Source organism: Sulfitobacter sp. NFXS29 (assembly GCF_040148765.1).
Lineage (GTDB): Bacteria > Pseudomonadota > Alphaproteobacteria > Rhodobacterales > Rhodobacteraceae > Sulfitobacter.
Window position 1 is genome coordinate 135404 of the sequence record NZ_JAGDED010000001.1, and the last position, 19259, is coordinate 154662.

Here is a 19259-nt window from a genome sequence, read left to right on the forward strand (position 1 = left end):
GCGTCATGTTATGTCGCTCGGAGCACCTTTTGCGCAATAAACGCAGGGTCGCGATTGCATTGCGCGCGGCGGTGGTTTAGCCAAATCCAAACCGAATTTGCCGTGAGGGAGCACCAAAATGGCCGAGATTGAACGCGAAGCGATGGAATATGACGTTGTGATCGTCGGCGCCGGGCCTGCTGGCCTGTCGGCTGCGATCCGGCTCAAGCAGTTGGACGCCGATTGCAATGTCGTGGTGCTGGAGAAGGGCTCGGAAGTGGGCGCGCATATCCTGTCGGGTGCGGTGCTTGACCCCTGCGGGCTGGATGCGCTGATCCCCGATTGGAAAGAAAAAGGCGCGCCGATCAACGTGCCGGTGAAAGAAGACAACTTCTATCTGCTGGGCGAGGCGGGCAAGCTGCGCATCCCCGAATTTCCCATGCCACCGCTGATGAAAAACCACGGAAACTACATCGTCTCTATGGGCAATGTCTGCCGCTGGATGGCCGAGCAGGCCGAAGAACTGGGCGTCGAAGTCTTCCCCGGCATGGCCTGTTCCGAACTCGTCTTTGGCGAGAATGGTGAAGTCAAAGGCGTCGTTGCCGGTGAGATGGGGCGTCAGGCCGACGGCACCCCCGGCCCAAGCTATGAGCCGGGCATGGAGTTGCACGGCAAATATGTCTTCCTCTCCGAAGGGGTGCGCGGCAGCCTGAGCAAACAGGTGATCGCGAAATACGGGTTGGACGAGGGTAAAGAGCCGCAGAAATACGGTCTCGGCATGAAAGAAATCTGGGAGATTGACCCCGCCAAGCACAAAGAAGGCACCGTGACCCACACGATGGGCTGGCCGCTGAACAGCAACGCGGGCGGCGGGTCTTTCATCTACCACCTTGAGAACAATCAGGTTTACATCGGCTTCGTCGTGCACCTCGGCTACAAAAATCCGCATGTTTTCCCTTACATGGAATTCCAGCGTTTCAAGCACCACCCGATGGTGGCCGAGTTGCTTGAGGGGGGCAAACGTGTGGCCTACGGCGCGCGGGCAATCACCGAAGGCGGCTATCAGTCGATGCCCAAGATGGTGGCCCCCGGCGTGGCTTTGCTGGGCTGTTCGGTCGGCATGGTCAACGTGCCGCGCATCAAGGGCAACCACAACGCCATGCTCTCGGGCAAAGCCGCAGCCGAAGCCGCCTATGCGGCGATCCAAGCGGGTCGGGGCGGGGATGAGCTGACCGAATATGAAACCGATGTGCGCGAAGGTCCGATTGCCGCGGACCTCAAGAAAGTGCGCAACGTCAAGCCGCTGTGGTCGAAATACGGGCTCACCGCTTCGCTGGCGCTTGGTGGCTTTGACATGTGGACCAACACGCTCGGCTTCTCGCTTTTGGGCACGCTGAGCCATGGCAAATCAGACGCCGAGGCGACGGAGCCTGCGGATAAGCACAAAAAGATCGACTACCCCAAACCCGATGGCAAGCTCAGCTTTGACCGTCTGACCAACGTGGCCTTCTCGTTTACCAATCACGAGGAAAGCCAGCCTGCGCACCTTAAGTTGAAAGACCCGAGCATTCCGGTCGAGGTGAACCTGCCGAAATACGCCGGCCCCTCGGCGCGCTATTGTCCGGCGGGGGTCTATGAGTTCGTCGAGGATGAGAAAACCGGCGAGACCCGGTTCCAGATCAACTTCCAGAACTGTGTGCATTGCAAGACCTGCGATATCAAAGACCCGACGCAGAACATCGTCTGGACCACCCCGCAGGGCGGCGATGGGCCGAACTATCCAAACATGTAAACGGGTCGCCAATAGGCACTATAAAAGGACCGGCACGCGAGGGCGTGTCGGTCCTTTCTTTGTCCGGGTCGGCGAAATCCTGTCGGCCGCATGTCTCATCGCGGCCCCGCCATTGCGCCCGGGCCCAGAGATGATAGCCTGAGCGCAAAGCGATATGAGGCGGTTTGCATGTTTCGGAATGTCCTAGGTTTCACCAGCGTTGCGACGCTTTGCATCGGCCTTTCTGCGCCTCTGATGGCGCAGTCGATCGCGGGCCCCTATCTGGCGGGGCGGCATGCCGCCGTGAACAGCGATTACCCCGAAGCCGCGCGCTATTACACTGAGGCGCTGGCCCGTGATCCCAAGAACATCGAACTGATGGAAAGCGCGGTGCTGTCCTATCTCTCGCTTGGGCGGGTGGATAAGGCGCTGCCGCTGGCGCGCAACATGATCACCCTCGGCACCAAGAGCCAAGTGGCCGAGATGACCCTCGTGGCCGCCATGGCGAAAGAGGGCGATTACAAGGCCCTGCTAGAGCGGGATACCTCGGCCATCGGCCCTTGGGTCGGCGGGTTGGTGCAGGCTTGGGCGCATATGGGCGCAGGCGATGTCACCGCCGCCATGGCCGCATTTGACGGGTTGAGCGAAGAGGCCGGGATGCAGGGCTTTGTGATGTATCACAAGGCCCTCGCGCTGGCGAGTGTGGGTGACTTCGAAGGGGCAGAGGCAATCTTTGACAGTGGTGCGGCGGGTGCTGCGGGTCAGACCCGGCGCGGGGTCATGGCTCATGCCGAGATCCTCGGCCAACTGGGCCGCAGCGACGATGCACTCGCCGTGCTCTCGGACGGCTTTGGCGCGGATACCGATCCCGAAATCGCGCGGCTGATCGAGGCCCTGCAGCAAGAGGCACCGGCCCCCTTCAGCCATATGCCCGACGCCCAAGCGGGCATGGCCGAGGTGTTTTTCACCTTCGCCGCCGTGCTGCGCAATGAGGCGGCGGGGGACTACTACGTTTTGCTCTACTCGCGCATCGCCCGCTATCTGCGCCCCGATCATGTCGATGCGCTTTTGCTGACGGCCAGCCTTTTGGAAAACCTCGGCGAGCATGATCTGGCGATTTCCGAGTACAAATCCCTACCTGCCGACAGCCCCGCCTATCACGCTGCGGAATTGGGCCGCGCCGATGCGCTGCGGCGCTCGGGCAAGACGGCGCAGGCCATCGAAGTGCTGGAGCAACTCGCCCGCAGCCATGGGGAACTGGCGGTGGTGCATTCCACGCTGGGCGACATGCTGCGCGCCGAGGAAGACTATGAGGCGGCCATCGCGTCCTACGACGAAGCGCTCGCGTTGACGCCCGAAACCGCCCGCGCCCGTTGGGTGCTGTTCTACGCCCGTGCCATCGCCAAAGAGCGCAGCGGCGATTGGGAAGGCTCCGAAGCCGATTTCCGCGCCGCGCTTGAGCTGAACCCAGAGCAGCCGCAGGTGTTGAACTACCTCGGCTATTCGCTGGTTGAACAGCAGCGCAACTTGGACGAGGCGTTGGACATGATCGAACGCGCCGTCGCGGCCAGCCCCGACAGTGGCTATATCGTCGATTCGCTGGGGTGGGTGCTCTACCGTCTGGACCGCTACGAAGAGGCGGTTGAGCAGATGGAGCGCGCGGTGGAACTGGAGCCGGTGGACCCGGTGGTGAATGACCACCTGGGCGATGTTTATTGGGCCGTGGGCCGCCAGCGCGAGGCCGAGTTCCAATGGCGTCGGGCGCTGTCTTTCGTCGATCTAACGGATGCGGATTCCGAGGCCGACCCCGAGCGGATGCGCCGCAAGCTGGAGGTCGGGCTTGACGCCGTGCTGTCCGAAGAGGGCGCGGCCCCGCTGAAGGTTGCTGCAGACGAATGAGCCTTCCGAACAATGGGGCACCCGCTGGTCCCGACGCTTCGGCGTCGCGGATGGCTTGGGCCAAGGTGAACCTGACCCTGCATTGCACCGGCCAGCGGGCAGACGGCTATCACCTGCTGGATTCGCTGGTGGTGCGGGCGGGCGTGGGCGATGCGCTGCATGTGGCGGCTGCCAACAATCTGACCCTCACCGTGAGCGGCCCGCGGGCCGAAGGGGTGCCGACTGATGCGCGCAACCTCGTGCTGCGCGCGGCAGAAATGCTGGATGCGGGCGCGGGCCGTGGTGCCGCGTTGCATCTGGAGAAACACCTGCCCGCAGCGGCAGGGATCGGCGGCGGCTCTGCCGATGCGGCGGCGGCTTTGGACCTGCTTACCGCGCATTGGGGCGTCCCACTGCCCGCAGACACGGCGCGGCTGGGTGCGGATGTGCCGGTTTGCCTCACGCGCGGCCCGCAGCGGATGCAGGGGGTGGGAGAGGTCCTCACGCCGCTTTCGCCACTGCCACCCTGCCATATGGTGCTGGTGAACCCCGGCGTTGATGTGCCGACTCCTGCCGTTTTCTCGGCCCTGACCGATAAGAACCAACCGCCGATGCCGGAGGTGATCCCGAGCTTTGCGGACTTTTCCGAGTTCATCGATTTCCTAACCGCACAGCGCAATGACCTCGCCGCCCCGGCGATCGCGCGGGAGCCGGTCATCGGGGCCTGTCTGGAAGCGCTGAGCGATGCGGCGCTGGCGCGGATGTCCGGATCGGGCGCGACCTGTTTCGGCCTCTACGCCACCGCATCGCAGGCCGAGGACGCGGCCCATCGCATCAGCAGTGCCGCGCCCCAGTGGTGGGTCGCTGCCGCGCCGATCTTGGCCGCTTAGCTGATCCGGCTGACGACGTAGTCGGCCAGATCGATCAACATGTCTTTCAATTCATGGGCGGGCAGGGGGGCAAGGGCCGATTTGGCCTTTTCCGCCCAGTCCCGCGCATCGCGCTGTGTTGCCGTCAGCGTATCGTGTTTGGCTAAGAGCATCAGCGCATGGTCGAGATCGCCCTCTTCCTGTTTGCCCTTTTCGATGGTGCGCACCCAAAACGCGCGCTCGGTCTCATCGGCTTTGGCAATGGCCTTGATCACCGGCAGGGTCAGCTTGCGCTCGCGGAAATCGTCGCCGACGTTTTTGCCCGTGGCCCCTGTATCGCCTTGATAATCCAACAGATCGTCGACGATCTGGAAGGCGATGCCAAGCGCGTCCCCATAGTCGTAAAGCGCTTTGACTTGATCCTCTGGCGCGTCGGCAATTACGCCGCCCACCTCGGTCGCGGCCGAGAACAGCGCCGCCGTCTTGCCGCGCACGACTTGCAGGTAAACCTGTTCATCCGTGGCAAGGTTCTGCGCGGCGGTCAGTTGCAAGACCTCCCCCTCGGCAATTGTCGCGGCGGCGTTCGACAGGATGCGCATCACAGGCATCGAGCCCGGTTCGGTCATCAACTGAAAGCTGCGCGCGAAAAGGTAATCGCCTACCAGCACCGAGGACTGATTGTCCCACAAAAGGTTCGCCGTGGGGCGCCCCCGCCGCTGCGCGCTTTCGTCCACCACATCGTCATGCAGCAGGGTCGCGGTGTGGATGAACTCCACCGTCGCCGCGAGATGGACGTGATAGGGGCCGCCGTAGCCGCACATCCGGGCCGCAGCCAGCGTCAGCATCGGGCGCAGGCGCTTGCCGCCAGCCTCGACCAGATGGGCGGTGACTTCGGGAATGCGGGGGGCGTGTTTCGACGCCATCCGCTCGCGGATCAGGGCGCTGACCGCCGCCATATCGTCGCTCAGATAGGCCGCCATGCGGTCGTGCGGTTTGGCCGTTGCATCACTTTTCATCATCATTTCCCGCGTCCCGCTCGACATGCCGGTGATCCGGCTCTACATCTTTGATATGAAGGAACTTTTGCGCAGCACCGACATGACCATCATCGCCTTTGCCTCCGCCCTTCTTAAGGGGGAGGATATAGACTGCTTTGAAATGGACGTAAACATGAGCGTGCTCGAAGGCGGCATCGGGATTTTCCCGCGCCGCTTGATGGTGCACCCCGATGACCATGACGCCGCTTTGCGGGTGATGCGCGACAATGAGATTCCGCTGGGGCTGTGACCCGTTTCGCCGAAGATGACCTGACCTGCGACGCCTTTCTAGGCGGCAAGCTGCACCTCTGGCAGCCGCGCCGGGGGCGGGGCTACCGCGCCGGGGTGGACCCTGTTTTGCTGGCCGCGAGCATTGAGGCCACGGCGGGGCAAAGCGTGCTGGAATTGGGCTGTGGGGTCGGTGCGGCGGTGCTTTGCTTAGGCGCACGGGTGCCGGGGCTGGCGCTGACGGGGTGTGAACTGCAACCTGCCTATGCCGAACTCGCGCGGCGCAATGGCGGCGCGGCGCTTGAGGTGGTCGAGGCCGATCTGACCGACATGCCCCTGCATCTGCGCCAGCGGCAATTTGACCACGTTCTGGCCAATCCGCCCTATTTCGACCGGGCCGCCTCGGTTCAGTCCCGCGATCCGGGGCGAGAGACCGCCTTGGGCGAAGCCACGCCCCTGCGGCAATGGGTCCGCACCGCGGCGCGGCGGCTCAAACCCAAAGGGCAGGCACATTTTATCCACCGTGCCGAACGGCTGCCCGAGATTCTGGCCGCCCTTCCGCATGAGATGGGATCGGTCCAAGTGCTGCCTCTGGCCTCGCGTGCGGGGCGGATGCCGGAGTTGATTCTTTTGCGTACGCGCAAAAATGGCCGCGGCGCTTTCCGGCTCTACCACAGCTACGCTATGCACCTTGGCGCGCGGCATGAATCGGATGGCAACAGCTATGTGCCGGAAATCGAAGCGGTCCTGCGTCGCGGCGCGCCGCTGACTTATCCTACTTCTTAAGCGTTTTTTTACCAATTTCACCCCTATGCTGCGGTGCTGCGTGACTTGTGGGTCGCGCTGTGGTCCACTGAAATTCCACACACCAATCATGGAGGATTGTATGGCTTTGAACGCACATCTGGACACCTTGAAGCGCAAGCATCAGGCGATGAGTGAGGCGGTGGAAACCGCACAACGCGCCCCCGGTATGGACGATTTACAAGTGGCTTCCATGAAGAAGGAAAAACTGCGCCTGAAGGAGGAGATTAGCCGCCTGTCGAGCTGACTCTCACCCGTGAATTGAGATTTTCATTTGAGGGCTGTCGTTTCGCTGCGGCGGGGCGGCAGCCTTTGCTCAGGCAGGGGGGTGCCAGAAGCGATACTGAGCGTGACGGGGGAACGGCCCCTCCCGCCGCAATGAAAAAGGCCAGCCCATCGAGGGGCTGGCCTTTTCGATTCCATGCTTGTGTCGATTAAACGACGAATTGCGCGCCATTGGCTGAGATGGTCGAACCATTGATGAAGCCCGCGTCGTCCGAGACGAGGAAGGCCACGGCGCGGGCGATTTCCTCAGGCTCCCCCAGACGCCCTGCGGGGATCTGCGCGATGATGCTTTCGCGAACCTTCTCGGGCACGGCCATGACCATATCGGTCGCGATATAGCCGGGGCAGATCGCATTCGCGGTGATGCCTGCGCGCGCGCCCTCTTGGGCCAATGACTTTACGATGCCCAGATCGCCCGCCTTGGTCGCGGCATAGTTCACTTGGGCGAACTGACCTTTCTGGCCGTTGATCGAAGAGATCACGACGACACGGCCGAACTTCCGCTCACGCATGCCGGGCCAGACCGGGTGGATCGTGTTGAAGACGCCGGTGAGATTGGTGGCGATAACCTCGTTCCACTGGTCGGGGGTCATCTTGTGGAAGGGCGCATCGCGGGTGATGCCTGCGTTGGCGACGACCACGTCGATGGGGCCAAGATCGGCCTCGACCTGTTCGATCCCGGCTTTGGAGGCGTCGTAATCTGCCACGTTCCATTTATAGGTCTTGATGCCGGTCTCTTCGGTGAATTTCGCGGCGGCTTCGTCATTGCCCGCATAGGTGGCGGCGACGATATAGCCTTTGTCCTTTAGCGTGGTCGAAATAGCCGCGCCAATACCGCGACTTCCCCCGGTGACCAAAGCGATGCGTGACATGTAATCCCTCCCTCAAGGTAATGTTCTTGCAATTGCATGTTTTGGCGCGCAATAAAGTTGCGCGCCAAGTGTAGTCTTAGGGGCGCTCAAGACACATGGCAACACCCATACCGCCGCCGATACACAAGGTAGCCAAACCTTTTTTGGCACCGCGTCGCTGCATTTCGAACAGAAGTGTGTTGAGCACGCGCGCACCGGAGGCGCCGATTGGGTGGCCGATCGCGATTGCGCCGCCGTTGACGTTCACGATTTCCGGATCCCAGCCCATTTCCTTGTTCACTGCGCAAGCCTGCGCGGCGAAGGCTTCGTTGGCTTCCACAAGGTCGAGGTCTTCTGGTTTCCAACCGGCTTTCTCCAGCGCCTTGCGCGAAGCATAGACGGGGCCGACGCCCATGATCGACGGGTCGAGACCTGCCGTGGCATAGGAGGCGATGCGCGCCAACGGGGTGATGCCGCGCTTTTCGGCGTCATCCGCGCTCATCAGCAGGGCACCGGCTGCACCGTCGTTCAGGCCCGAGGCGTTGGCCGCAGTGACCGAGCCGTCTTTGGTAAAGGCAGGGCGCAGTTTTTGCATGGCTTCCATGGTGGCCCCATGGCGGATGTATTCGTCCTGATCGACGACAGTCTCGCCCTTGCGGGTTTTGATCGTGTAGGCGACGATCTCATCCGCGAATTTGCCAGCTTTCTGCGCGGCCTCGGCCTTGTTTTGCGATGCGACGGCGAATTCATCCTGCTGGTCGCGGGAAATCTGCCATTTTTCGGCGACGTTTTCGGCGGTTTGGCCCATGTGGTAGCCGTTGAACGCATCCCACAGGCCGTCGCGGATCATCGTGTCGATGAACTGCAGATCGCCCATCTTCTGACCCGCACGCAGGTTCTGCGCGTGGGGGCTGAGGGTCATGTTCTCTTGACCGCCAGCGGCGACGATGTTCGCATCACCCAGTTGGATGTGCTGGGCCGCCAATGCCACGGCGCGCAGGCCCGAGCCGCAGACTTGGTTGATGCCCCAAGCGGCGCTTTCTTTTGGCAGGCCCGCATTGATATGCGCCTGACGCGCAGGGTTCTGGCCTTGGGCGGCGGTCAGCACCTGCCCCAAAATGGTCTCGGAGACTTCGGATGGGTCCACCCCGGCGCGAGCCACCAGTTCCTTCAGAACGGCGGCACCAAGATCATGGGCGGGTGTATTGGCAAACGCCCCGCCGAAACTGCCCACGGCGGTACGGGCGGCGGATGCGATGACGACATTGGTCATGATGTGACTTTCCTCTACCTTGTTGGGCGGGGGCACACCGACACGCGCCATCGTCGGGCGTGGGCGCTCCCGTCCCTCTGAGGTAGTGATAGCGGATGCGCTGCAATGCGGCAACTGAGCAGGCAGCGCCACGCCGCCGACATGGCGTCACCCTCTTTACCCGGTCAGCCTGTGGCGCGCATGTGGTCGCCCCCAAGCCAGGCGGGCCGGGTCGTGGGGGCGGCAAAATGGTAACCTTGTAAGCAGTCGACACCCATCTCGACCAAGACCGCTGCGTCTGCTGCGTTTTCTACGCATTCGGCCACGGTGAGCATGTCGAAATGTGTGGCGATCGACATCAGCGCAGCGGTCAGGGCGCGGTTGTCGGGGTTCGTCGCGATGCCCCGAATGAACTGCCCGTCGAGTTTCAGAATGTCGAAGTGGAAATCCTTGAAGTAGCGGATCGCCGTTTGCCCCGCCCCGAAATCATCCATGGCAAAGCAAATGCCATAGGGCTGCAATTGATTCATAAAGGTCGCCACCAGTTCCGGCACCATCATGGCGGAGCTTTCGGTAATCTCTAGAATCAGCCGTTCGCCCAAGGTCGCGTCGCGGGCCAGCCAGTGGCGCAAGACGCGGGTCCATTCCTGATACCCGATGGAGCGGGCCGACATATTGATCGACAGCCGCAATCCGGGGTGGTGGTGCAGCGCGTTCAGGCCAAGGCGCAGGGCCAGAACATCCACCTGCCGCCCGGTTTCCGTATCCTCAATCGCGGGCATGAAATCCTTGGCCGGGATCACGCGGCCTGTGGGGTCAAGCAGGCGGATCAACCCCTCGTGAAAGGCGATGGACGTCGGATCGCTGGCCCGCATGACCGGCTGGAAGGCCAGCAGGGTCTGACGGTGCGCCACGGCGTCGCGCACCATTTCTAGGGTCGCGGCATCGCGCTGCGTTACCGCATGGTTAAGCGGGCTGTCCCCTCCGGGGGGGATATCGGCGATAGGGCGTTGGAATCGACGGGGCACGGCAGTACTCTTCTTTCTGTCCTGCCGGGGGTATGGGCGCAAAGGTGATAACACGGTCTTAATCAGCGGCGTTTTCCGCGGTGGATCACGGGCGGGAGAGGTAAAGATGCAGCGCTGTGACTGGGCCGGGGAGGACCCGATTTACCAAGCCTACCATGACACCGAATGGGGCGTGCCCGAATATGACAGCCGCGCGCTTTGGGAAAAGCTGATCCTCGACGGATTTCAGGCCGGGCTAAGCTGGATCACGATCCTTAAAAAACGCGATAATTTTCGGGCGGCTTTTGCCGGGTTCGATCCGCATCAGATCGCCGAGTGGGGCGAGGCGGATGTCACGCGCCTGCTGGGCGATCCGGGCATCATCCGCCACCGGGGCAAGATTGAGGCCGCGATCACCAATGCCCGTGCTTGGCAGGAGCTAGAGGCACGCGAGGGCTTTGACAGCTTCATGTGGCGTTATGTGGACGGGGTGCCCATACAGCCCGGCTTTGCCACACAGGCTGAGGTGCCGCCGAAAACCGCGCTATCAGAACAGGTGAGCAAAGACCTGAAGAAAGCCGGTTTCAAATTCTGTGGGCCGACGATCACCTATGCGTGGATGGAGGCCTGCGGGCTGGTGAATGATCATATTCTGACCTGCCACCGCCACGGCCCCTGTGCAGCGATGGCGCGTTAGGGCAGCGCGTATTGCCCCTGCTGAAATCCCCCGTTGACTCCCCGCCAGAGCACCGTATAAGCGCCCCTTCATTGGTGTTGGTGGACCCCGCAAGGGGAAGCCTGTCGGGCTTCGGCCAAAGGACAACGCCCTTTACCGCCCCTCGGGGCCTTATAAAGGAGAACAGCCGTGACAAAACGCACAGCTGCCAAGCACAAACTAGACCGCCGCATGGGCGAAAACATCTGGGGCCGCCCGAAGTCCCCGGTGAACCGTCGTGAATACGGCCCCGGCCAGCACGGCCAGCGTCGTAAGGGCAAGATTTCCGATTTCGGTATCCAGCTGCGCGCCAAGCAGAAGCTCAAGGGCTACTACGGCGACCTGACCGAAAAGCAGTTCCGCCGCATCTATGGCGAAGCCGAGCGTGTTAAAGGCGATACAGGTGAAAACTTGATCGGTCTGCTGGAGCGTCGTCTAGACGCCGTTGTGTACCGCGCCAAGTTCGTCGCGACCGTTTTCGCTGCGCGCCAGTTCGTGAACCACGGCCACGTTCGTGTGAACGGCAAGAAAGTGAACATCCCCTCCTACCGCGTAAAAGAGGGTGACGTGATCGAAGTGCGTGACCGTTCCAAGCAGTTGGCTTCCGTTCTCGAAGCGGTTCAGCTGCCCGAGCGTGACGTGCCTGACTACCTTGAGACGGATCACTCCAAGCTGACAGCAACCTTCGTGCGCACACCCGGCCTGTCCGACGTGCCATACCCGGTTGTGATGGAGCCGAACCTCGTTGTGGAATTTTACGCGAAGAACTAAGTTTCTTCGCCAGTCGACAATCGAAAGGCCGCGTGGTGCACACCGCGCGGCCTTTTTCTTTGCGCGGGGGCGGGGCGCAGCAATGCAACAGCCTGTCCAGCGCAGGCGCGGATGCAGAATGATTCTGGCATCACCGCTGCGGCCCCGATAGAAGGGCGGCAGTAGCGTGAGGAAAGAGCGAGATGACACAGATCGCACCGCAACCGGGCATTATGGAGATTGACCTTTATCAAGGGGGTGCGGCGCATGTCGCGGGCCTCGATAATGTGGTCAAACTCAGCTCGAACGAAAACCCGCTGGGGCCTAGCCCCGCCGCCGTCGAAGCCTACCGCCGCGCGGCCTATGATCTGCATCGCTACCCGTCTTCCGATCACAGCGCGCTGCGCGCCGCCATCGCCGAGGTGCTGGGCCTTGATGCGGGGCGGATCATCTGCGGCGCGGGCTCGGATGAAATCATTGCCTTCCTTTGCCAAGCCTATGCCGGGCCGGGGACCGAAGTGGTGCACACCGAACACGGCTTTGCCATGTACCGGATCTCTGCCCTCGCTGCCGGGGCCACGCCCGTGGAGGTGCCCGAGCGTGAGCGGGTGACGGGTGTCGATGCCATCCTCGCCGCCTGTACCAACGCCACGCGGCTGGTGTTCATCGCCAACCCCAACAACCCGACCGGCACGATGATCGGTCTGGCCGAGATCGAACGGCTGGCCGAAGGGCTGCCGCCGCAGGCGCTCTTGGTGCTCGACGGGGCCTATGCCGAATATGTCGAGGGCTATGACGGCGGGGCCGAGCTGGTCGATCGCCGCGACAACGTGGTGATGACGCGGACGTTCTCCAAGCTCTACGGGCTGGGCGGGCTGCGCATCGGCTGGGGCTACGGGCCGGGCCATGTGATCGACGTGCTCAACCGCGTGCGGGGGCCGTTCAACCTGTCGCAGGCCGCACTTGCCGCCGCCGAGGCCGCGATCCGCGACCGCGCCTATACCGACCATTGCCGGGCCGAGAACGCCCGTTGGCGCACTTGGCTGGCCGATGCTCTGGCCGAAATTGGCGTGCCCTCGGATGTTTCCTGCGCCAACTTCGTACTGGCCCGTTTCGCCAATCAGGCCGAGGCCGAAGCCTGCGATGATCACCTCAAAACACAAGGGCTGATTGTGCGGCGGGTGGCGGGCTACAACCTGCCGCAATGTCTGCGCATCACCGTTGGGGATGAAAGCGCCTGCCGCCGCGTGGTCCATGCTGTGCGGCAGTTTAAGGGGGGCAGCTGATGGCGCAGGTCTATGAAAGGGTCGCGCTGATCGGGCTGGGGCTGATTGCTTCTTCGCTCTTCTGGGCGATCAAACGTGGTGGTCTGGCAGGCGAGGTCACCGGCTATGCCCGCAGCGATGAGACCCGCGCCACGGCGCGTGAGATTGGCCTTTGCGACCGCGTCTGCGACAGCGCCGCCGAAGCCGTCAAGGACGCTGATTTGGTGGTGCTCTGCGTGCCGGTGGGCGTAATGGGTGCCGTCGCCGCCAAGATTGCACCGCACTTGTCTCCGGGCGCCACAGTGACGGACGTAGGCTCGGTAAAGGCCGATGTCATCGCGCAGGTCGGCCTGCATTTGCCTGAGGGTGTGCATTTTATTCCCGGTCACCCGCTGGCGGGGACCGAGCATTCCGGCCCGCGCAGCGGTTTTGCCGAGCTTTTCGACAACCGCTGGTGTCTGCTGGTCCCGGTCGAGGGGACGGACAAGGACGCCATCGCCCGGCTGCGCGCGCTTTGGGAAGGGGCGGGCGCCAATGTCGAAGAGATGGACGCCGAGCATCACGATCTGGTGCTTGCCGTCACCTCTCATGCGCCGCACCTCATCGCCTATACGATGGTGGGCGTGGCCGACGATCTGCGCCGGGTGACCGACAGCGAAGTCATCAAATATTCCGCCGCCGGTTTTCGGGACTTCACCCGCATCGCGGCGAGCGATCCGACCATGTGGCGCGATGTGTTCCTGACCAACAAGGATGCCACGCTGGAAATCCTTGGCCGCTTCACCGAAGAGCTTTTCGCCCTGCAACGCGCGATCCGCACCGGGGATGGCGACCACCTACACGCCTATTTCACCCGCACCCGCGCGATAAGGCGCGGCATTATCGAGGCGGGGCAAGACACCGATGCGCCCGACTTTGGCCGAGGGGCGCGCAAGTCATGAAGGGCTGGGCTGTCCTGCCGCTGATTGTGCTGGGGCAAGCCGCCCTCGCTGCGGGGCCGGACAGTTCGCAACGCCCGGTCCCACGGGACAATGGAGATACCTTGCCGCTGATCGTCGTGCCCTCGGGCGCGATTGAACAACCCAAGCGTGACCCTACCGCCCGTGCTGCCGCGGAAGGGGGGCAAGGGTTGGGAAACTCGCTTCGCCCCGCGCTGCGCAGCCGCAAGATCGAGAAAGCCGCCCGCGCACGTCGGCAGATCTTGGCCAAGGGCGCGGTCTGCGGAGACTTGGCAATACAGGGCACGCCGGTGGGCCGGGTGCCCGGCAAGATCAACGGTTGCGGGGTCGAGAACGCGGTCAAAGTGCGCTCCGTCTCGGGCATCAAGCTCAGCAATGCCGCGGTGATGGATTGCACCACGGCCAAGGCGCTGGACACATGGGTGCGCCAGTCGGCGGTGCCCGCTTTGGCGGGGCAGGGCGGCGGCCTAAGAGTGCTAAGGGTCGCGGCGCATTACGCTTGCCGGACGCGGAACAACCGCAAAGGCGGCAAGATATCCGAGCACGGTAAGGGCCGCGCGATTGATATCTCCGGGTTTGAACTGGCGGACGGCAGCTTGGTCACCGTGTTGAAAGGCTGGCGCGCCCGCCGCAGCAGCAAGGCGATGCGGCGGATGCATCGGGGTGCTTGCGGCCCGTTCGGCACGGTGCTTGGGCCAGAAGCGGACCGCTATCACCAAGACCATTTCCATTTCGACACGGCGCGGTATCGCAGCGGCAGCTACTGCCGCTAAGGGCCGCTAAGGGCCGCTTAGGGCTGGATCAATCGCGGTGCCGGGCCAAGCGGAAGGCCCGCAAGGACCATCTGCCCATCGGCAAAGACCAGATCAAGATCCAGACCGCCCGGCGTGCCGCCCCGCGCCTCCAACAGCCGCAGCATGGTATTCACCTGCCCGCGCATGGAGGGCGGCAGGAAGCCCCCACGTTCGCCCGCATCAAGCAGTTTGGACCAATTGGTGACACGTAGGCTCAGCACCCCGTCGGGAATGCCCTCGGCATCAAAGGTCAGCGCGCCTTCGGCGCCCAGAGCCACGTCGCCCCACGCTGCATCGACATTCTCAACCGTCAGCGCGTCGATCTGCGGCAGGGTGCCCGCCACCGCGCTGTGACGATCCAGCGGGCGGGCCAAGGTCACGGCCATCCGCGCAGACAGGATCGGCTGCCCGCCGGGCTGTACCGCGCCGTCCCCCAGAACCTTGCGCAGCAGCGGGCCGGGGGTGATGCCGCCGGGCAGCAAGGCAATGTCATAGTCCCGCGCCGCGCCCGAAGATTGCGTGACCCGCATCCGGGGCTCTTCGGCTTCCAGCAACAGCCCGTCGGGGCCATTGACCTCAAGATGCGTGCTGCGGAGCTCAATCGCTTCTAGTTGAAGCGTGGTCCCGGGGTGCAGCGCCAGATCGGCACGCAGGTCGCGTATGTTCAGCGTCAAGGGCAGCGCACCCGCAGGCAGCGCGGCGCTTGCAACCGAAGCGCGCGCAGAAAGGTCGCCGGGCCACCAGACCGGGGCGGAAAGATCAAGCTGCGGGGCCTCAAATGCCAAGCTGCGGGCGGGAGCCGCCACGGCAAGCCCGCTCAGCCGGTTTTGCAAGGAGAGGGGGAATCCCGATTTGCTGATGTCCTTGAGCGTGACCTCCCACCCCGCCGCGCGGCGGCTGTCGAGCAGGCCGGTCAGGGTGCTTTGCATCTGCGTCGTCGCAGTGGCCCACCACGCGCCCCAAAGTACGGCGAGCACAATCAGCAGCCAAACCAGTTTCCGCATTTCGATAGCCCTTCAAATCGTGCTTCAGATGCGGTTTACCGAAGGCCAGCAGAAAGGACCAGCAGGATGACAATGTGGGTATTTGGCTATGGCAGCCTTTTGTGGAACCCGGGTTTTGAAGTGGCGGAAAGCGTGATTGCCACACTGCCGGGCTATGCGCGGTCGTTCTGCATGCGCTCAATCCATCACCGCGGCACGGTGGAGCAGCCGGGGCTGGTGCTGGCGCTCGACGAATCCGTTCGCTCGGCCTGCGAAGGCATGGCGATGCGCGTGGCGGAGGGGCATGAGGCACAGACGCTGGATTACCTGCGCGAGCGTGAGCTGATCTCCTCGGCCTATGTCGAGAAAAACCTCACCGTGCATCTGACCGATGGGCGCGATGTGGAGGCAGTCACCTATGTGATCGACGCGGCGCATGACCAATATTGCGGCGGGCTGCCGCTGGAAGAACAGGCCCAGATCATTGCCCGCGCCGTAGGCGGACGCGGGCCCAATACCGAGTATTTAATCAACACTGCCGTGCATCTTTCTGAAGTGGGCTTGCACGACCCCGCGTTGGAGTGGTTGCATGACCGCGTGAAGGCTTTGGCCTCATAAAAACTTGGCAACTCCGCGCCGTTTCAGTGTAAGCTGCGCCAAGAGCAGAATAGAGGGTCAAGAAAGGCCGCATGGCACAGCCAGACCGCAAGGCAAAACCGCAGTTTTCACAACCGGTGCGTCAGATTTCTCTGATGCTGATCGTATTGGCATTGACCGGCGTCGGGGCATTTCTGGCGCTGCCCAGCGTGCTGCCGATCTTTGCCGCGAACCCATGGCTTAATGGGGTCATCATCTTTGTTTTCGTCGTCGGTGTGCTGGCTTGTTTCTATCAGGTGACGCAGCTGATTGGCTCGGTCCGCTGGATTGAGGATTTCGCCGCCGACAACGCCGAACCCGACGCGCAACCGCCACAGTTGCTGGCGCCTTTGGCGTCGCTTCTGCGGCAGCGTGGCGCGCGGATGCAGGTCAGCACGGCCTCCACCCGCTCGATCCTCGACTCTGTCGCCTCACGCATCGACGAGGTGCGCGAAATCACGCGCTATATCGTCAACATGCTGATTTTCCTCGGCCTTCTCGGCACTTTCTACGGGCTTGCTACGACCGTGCCCGCTGTGGTCGACACGATCCGCTCGCTCGCCCCCGGCGAGGGGGAGGCGGGGGTTGATGTCTTTGGCCGCCTGATGACCGGGCTTGAGGCGCAGTTGGGGGGCATGGGCGTGGCATTCGGCTCGTCGCTTTTGGGGCTTGCGGGTTCTCTCGTCGTCGGGCTGCTGGAGCTTTTCGCGGGCCATGGGCAGAACCGTTTCTATCAAGAGCTGGAAGATTGGCTGAGCTCCATCACGCGGGTCGGGCTGACCTCGGGCGACGATGTGGGCGACCAAAACATCATGGCCAGCGTGATGGACCAGATGGTCGAACAGATGGCTGAGATGCAGCAGATGTTCACCCAATCCGACGTCAGCCGCGCCATGGTCGACGACAAGCTGGGGAAGCTTGCTGATGCCGTGGACCGGATGACCACGCGGATGGAGCATGACACGACGACGAACAGCGCGCTTGATCGGGTGGCCGACGGGCAAGACCGGTTGATTGCCGTGCTCGAAGGGCAGGTGGCGGGCGAGGGGATCGACGCGGAGAGCCGGATGCGGCTGCGCTCAATCGACGTGCAGATGCTGCGTATTCTCGAAGAGATTTCTGCCGGGCGGCAAGAGACGATGGCCGAATTCCGCAAGGATATCTCACTGTTGGCCAAGGCGCTTTCCGGGCAGCGCGCGCCTGAGGCCCGTCGCCTGCGGGCCGGCGATGCCCCCGGTGGCGGGGACCAGTAATGGCACTTTCCCGGCGGACAGGCGCACGGTTTCAGGGCTCGATCTGGCCGGGGTTCGTCGATGCGATGACCGGGCTTTTGCTGGTTCTGATGTTCGTGCTGACGATCTTTATGGTCGTGCAATTCGTCCTGACTGAACGCATCAGCGGGCAAGAGAGCGAGTTGAACGAATTGGCCGGGGAGGTCGCGGCCCTTGCCCAAGCGCTTGGCGTCGAAGAACGCACCACCGCGCGGCTGGAGGCCCGGCTTGGCGCGCTGAATGCCTCACTGAACGATGCCCGCGATGAAGTGTCGCGCCAAGAAGCGGTGATCGCCGGGCTGACCTCTGAACGCGACGCGCAAGAGACGGCGTTGCAGGCCGCCGGGGCCGAGATCACCGGGTTCGAGGCGCGGGTGGCGGCCCTTCTGGCTTCGCAGGCCGAAGATCAGGCGCGCATCGGAAGCTTGGAAGACCGCGAAGCCGCGCTGCTGGATGAGCAAGAGGCGCTGAACCTCGCGCTGAGCACCGCGCGGGAAGAGATCGACGCGCAGGCGGAAACGGCCCGGCTGGCCGCGGCAAAGCGCGAGGCGTTAGATGCTATGGTGGCCGATCTGCGGGCTCAAAACGCTGAAGCCGAGGCGGAGGTCGCAGCACTCAATGCCGAGGTATTAGAGGCCGAAGAGGCCCTCAGCGCCGAGGAAGCCGCCCGTCTGGCCGAAGCCGCAGCGGCGCAGGCATTGCGCGACCGGCTTGAGGGTGCGGATGCGGAATTGACGGCCATGACCCTCTCGCTTGAGGCGCAGCGCAAGAAGGCCGAAGACACCTTAACCTTGCTGGCCGCAGCCCGCGCGGCGCGAAGCGATTTGGACAGTGAACTCGCCGCAGCTCTGCTGAGGTTGGAGACGGCTGAACAAAGCGGTGCAGGTCTGGAGGCCGAGCGCGCCGCGCTGGCCGAAGAGTTGGACGCGGCAGAGGGCACCGAAGAGGACTTGCGCACACAACTAGCACAGGCAGAGGTGACCGAGCAGGCGTTGAATGCCCGCTTGGCCGAGGCGCTGGCCCGCGTGCAGAGCCTTGAACAAGAGGGCGAAGCGCTGAGCGGCTCGCAGTCGGATCTGCGCGAACGTCTGGCGCAGGCGCTGGCGGCAAAGCTTGCCGCTGAAACGCTGGCCGAGGACAAGACCACCGCCGCCGAGCGCCGCGCCGCTCTACTGGCGCAGGCCGAAGCGACCTTGGCCGACGAGAAAGCCGTAAGTGCCGAGGCGCAGCGTCAGACCGAATTGCTGAACCAGCAGGTCGCGGAACTGCGCACGCAACTGGGCAGTCTACAGGCGCTGCTGGACGATGCGGTGGCGCGGGATGCGGCGAGATCGGTTGAGTTGCAATCGCTCGGGTCCGAGTTGAACACCGCGCTGGCACGGGTGGCGGCAGAGGAACGGCGTCGCGCCGAGCTTGAAGCGGCAGAGCGCAAGCGGCTGGAGGAGGAGAGCAAGAACCTCGCCCAGTACCGCTCGGAATTCTTTGGCCGGTTGCGTGACCTTCTGGGCAATCAAGAGGGCGTGCGGATCGAAGGCGACCGGTTTGTCTTCTCTTCCGAGGTGCTCTTCGGGCCGGGCAGTGCAGTGCTGAGCCAAGACGGGCAAGGCGAGATTGCCAAGGTGGCGGGCATTCTGCGCAGCGTGGTGGACGAGATCCCGGCAGAGATCGACTGGGTGATCCGTGTCGACGGCCATACCGATAATGTGCCGCTTTCCGGCTTTGGGGCGTTCGCGGACAATTGGGAGTTGAGCCAAGCGCGGGCGCTGTCGGTCGTCAAATATATGGTCAATTTCCTCGGCATCGCACCGGATCGTCTGGCGGCCAACGGCTTTGGCCAGTATCAGCCCGTGGCCGAGGGCAATACCGAAGCCGCGCGGGCGCAGAACAGGCGGATCGAGCTTAAGTTTACCGAAAAGTGAGCGGGG

At 63.3% G+C, this 19259-nt stretch carries 19 protein-coding genes; 14 read left to right on the forward strand and 5 right to left on the reverse strand.

Going from position 1 to position 19259, the window contains the following annotated elements:
- Positions 1-118 precede the first annotated feature (118 nt).
- From J3456_RS00705 to J3456_RS00715, 3 genes are all read left to right on the forward strand, one after another.
- Positions 119-1771, forward strand: a complete 1653-nt coding sequence (locus J3456_RS00705) for an electron transfer flavoprotein-ubiquinone oxidoreductase (protein WP_349578475.1) — start codon at positions 119-121, stop codon at positions 1769-1771.
- Positions 1772-1939: 168 nt separating this feature from the next.
- Positions 1940-3649, forward strand: a complete 1710-nt coding sequence (locus J3456_RS00710) for a tetratricopeptide repeat protein (protein WP_349578476.1) — start codon at positions 1940-1942, stop codon at positions 3647-3649.
- Positions 3646-4518: a 4-(cytidine 5'-diphospho)-2-C-methyl-D-erythritol kinase gene (locus J3456_RS00715; protein ID WP_349578477.1), complete on the forward strand. Its 873-nt coding sequence runs from the start codon at positions 3646-3648 to the stop codon at positions 4516-4518. The genes J3456_RS00710 and J3456_RS00715 overlap by 4 nt, the downstream gene beginning before the upstream one ends.
- Here J3456_RS00715 and J3456_RS00720 read toward each other — a convergent pair.
- Positions 4515-5513, reverse strand: a complete 999-nt coding sequence (locus J3456_RS00720; RefSeq protein ID WP_349578478.1) for a polyprenyl synthetase family protein — start codon at positions 5511-5513, stop codon at positions 4515-4517. The two genes, J3456_RS00715 and J3456_RS00720, sit on opposite strands and share 4 nt — an antisense overlap.
- 55 nt (positions 5514-5568) lie before the next feature.
- Between J3456_RS00720 and J3456_RS00725 the strand changes: the two genes are divergently transcribed.
- The 3 genes from J3456_RS00725 to J3456_RS00735 all read left to right on the forward strand — a co-directional run bounded on the left by J3456_RS00725 (position 5569) and on the right by J3456_RS00735 (position 6813).
- Positions 5569-5784: a putative signal transducing protein gene (locus J3456_RS00725; RefSeq protein ID WP_349579121.1), complete on the forward strand. Its 216-nt coding sequence runs from the start codon at positions 5569-5571 to the stop codon at positions 5782-5784.
- Complete coding sequence (locus tag J3456_RS00730) at positions 5781-6548, forward strand: tRNA1(Val) (adenine(37)-N6)-methyltransferase (protein WP_349578479.1); 768 nt, start codon at positions 5781-5783, stop codon at positions 6546-6548. The genes J3456_RS00725 and J3456_RS00730 overlap by 4 nt, the downstream gene beginning before the upstream one ends.
- A 100-nt stretch (positions 6549-6648) precedes the next feature.
- Positions 6649-6813 (forward strand): YdcH family protein, encoded by a 165-nt coding sequence (locus tag J3456_RS00735; protein ID WP_082849498.1) that lies wholly within the window; start codon positions 6649-6651, stop codon positions 6811-6813.
- 187 nt (positions 6814-7000) lie between these two features.
- On the opposite strand, the gene phbB is transcribed toward J3456_RS00735, so the two are convergent.
- The 3 genes from phbB to J3456_RS00750 all read right to left on the reverse strand — a co-directional run bounded on the left by phbB (position 7001) and on the right by J3456_RS00750 (position 9982).
- The gene (gene phbB / locus J3456_RS00740) at positions 7001-7723 is read right to left on the reverse strand and encodes an acetoacetyl-CoA reductase (RefSeq protein ID WP_349578480.1); all 723 of its coding nucleotides are present in this window, start codon (positions 7721-7723) and stop codon (positions 7001-7003) included.
- 76 nt (positions 7724-7799) lie between these two features.
- Positions 7800-8975 carry an acetyl-CoA C-acetyltransferase gene (locus J3456_RS00745; RefSeq protein ID WP_067629601.1) on the reverse strand — a complete coding sequence of 392 codons (1176 nt, stop codon included), beginning with the start codon at positions 8973-8975 and terminating at the stop codon, positions 7800-7802.
- A 164-nt stretch (positions 8976-9139) separates the two neighbouring features.
- On the reverse strand, positions 9140-9982 hold the full coding sequence (locus tag J3456_RS00750; protein WP_349578481.1) for an EAL domain-containing protein: 843 nt from the start codon (positions 9980-9982) through the stop codon (positions 9140-9142).
- A gap of 106 nt (positions 9983-10088) precedes the next feature.
- Between J3456_RS00750 and J3456_RS00755 the strand changes: the two genes are divergently transcribed.
- From J3456_RS00755 to J3456_RS00775, 5 genes are all read left to right on the forward strand, one after another.
- Entirely contained in the window at positions 10089-10658 is a 570-nt protein-coding gene (locus J3456_RS00755; protein WP_349578482.1) for a DNA-3-methyladenine glycosylase I, read from the forward strand.
- 168 nt (positions 10659-10826) lie between these two features.
- The gene (rpsD, locus tag J3456_RS00760) at positions 10827-11447 is read left to right on the forward strand and encodes a 30S ribosomal protein S4 (RefSeq protein ID WP_007118979.1); all 621 of its coding nucleotides are present in this window, start codon (positions 10827-10829) and stop codon (positions 11445-11447) included.
- A gap of 182 nt (positions 11448-11629) precedes the next feature.
- Positions 11630-12712 carry a histidinol-phosphate transaminase gene (hisC, locus tag J3456_RS00765; protein WP_349578483.1) on the forward strand — a complete coding sequence of 361 codons (1083 nt, stop codon included), beginning with the start codon at positions 11630-11632 and terminating at the stop codon, positions 12710-12712.
- The gene (locus J3456_RS00770) at positions 12712-13632 is read left to right on the forward strand and encodes a prephenate/arogenate dehydrogenase family protein (RefSeq protein WP_349578484.1); all 921 of its coding nucleotides are present in this window, start codon (positions 12712-12714) and stop codon (positions 13630-13632) included. Before hisC ends, J3456_RS00770 begins: the two co-directional genes overlap by 1 nt.
- Positions 13629-14423, forward strand: a complete 795-nt coding sequence (locus J3456_RS00775) for an extensin-like domain-containing protein (RefSeq protein ID WP_349578485.1) — start codon at positions 13629-13631, stop codon at positions 14421-14423. Before J3456_RS00770 ends, J3456_RS00775 begins: the two co-directional genes overlap by 4 nt.
- 17 nt (positions 14424-14440) lie before the next feature.
- Here the strand turns inward: J3456_RS00775 and J3456_RS00780 are convergent, their stop codons facing one another.
- Positions 14441-15448, reverse strand: coding sequence for a DUF2125 domain-containing protein (locus tag J3456_RS00780; protein WP_349578486.1), 1008 nt, complete (start codon positions 15446-15448; stop codon positions 14441-14443).
- A 66-nt stretch (positions 15449-15514) separates the two neighbouring features.
- Between J3456_RS00780 and J3456_RS00785 the strand changes: the two genes are divergently transcribed.
- From J3456_RS00785 to J3456_RS00795, 3 genes are all read left to right on the forward strand, one after another.
- The gene (locus J3456_RS00785) at positions 15515-16045 is read left to right on the forward strand and encodes a gamma-glutamylcyclotransferase (RefSeq protein WP_349578487.1); all 531 of its coding nucleotides are present in this window, start codon (positions 15515-15517) and stop codon (positions 16043-16045) included.
- A 71-nt stretch (positions 16046-16116) separates the two neighbouring features.
- Positions 16117-17316: a biopolymer transporter ExbB gene (locus J3456_RS00790; protein WP_349578488.1), complete on the forward strand. Its 1200-nt coding sequence runs from the start codon at positions 16117-16119 to the stop codon at positions 17314-17316.
- Entirely contained in the window at positions 17316-19253 is a 1938-nt protein-coding gene (locus J3456_RS00795; protein ID WP_349578489.1) for a peptidoglycan -binding protein, read from the forward strand. The genes J3456_RS00790 and J3456_RS00795 overlap by 1 nt, the downstream gene beginning before the upstream one ends.
- The last annotated feature ends 6 nt before the right edge of the window (positions 19254-19259 follow it).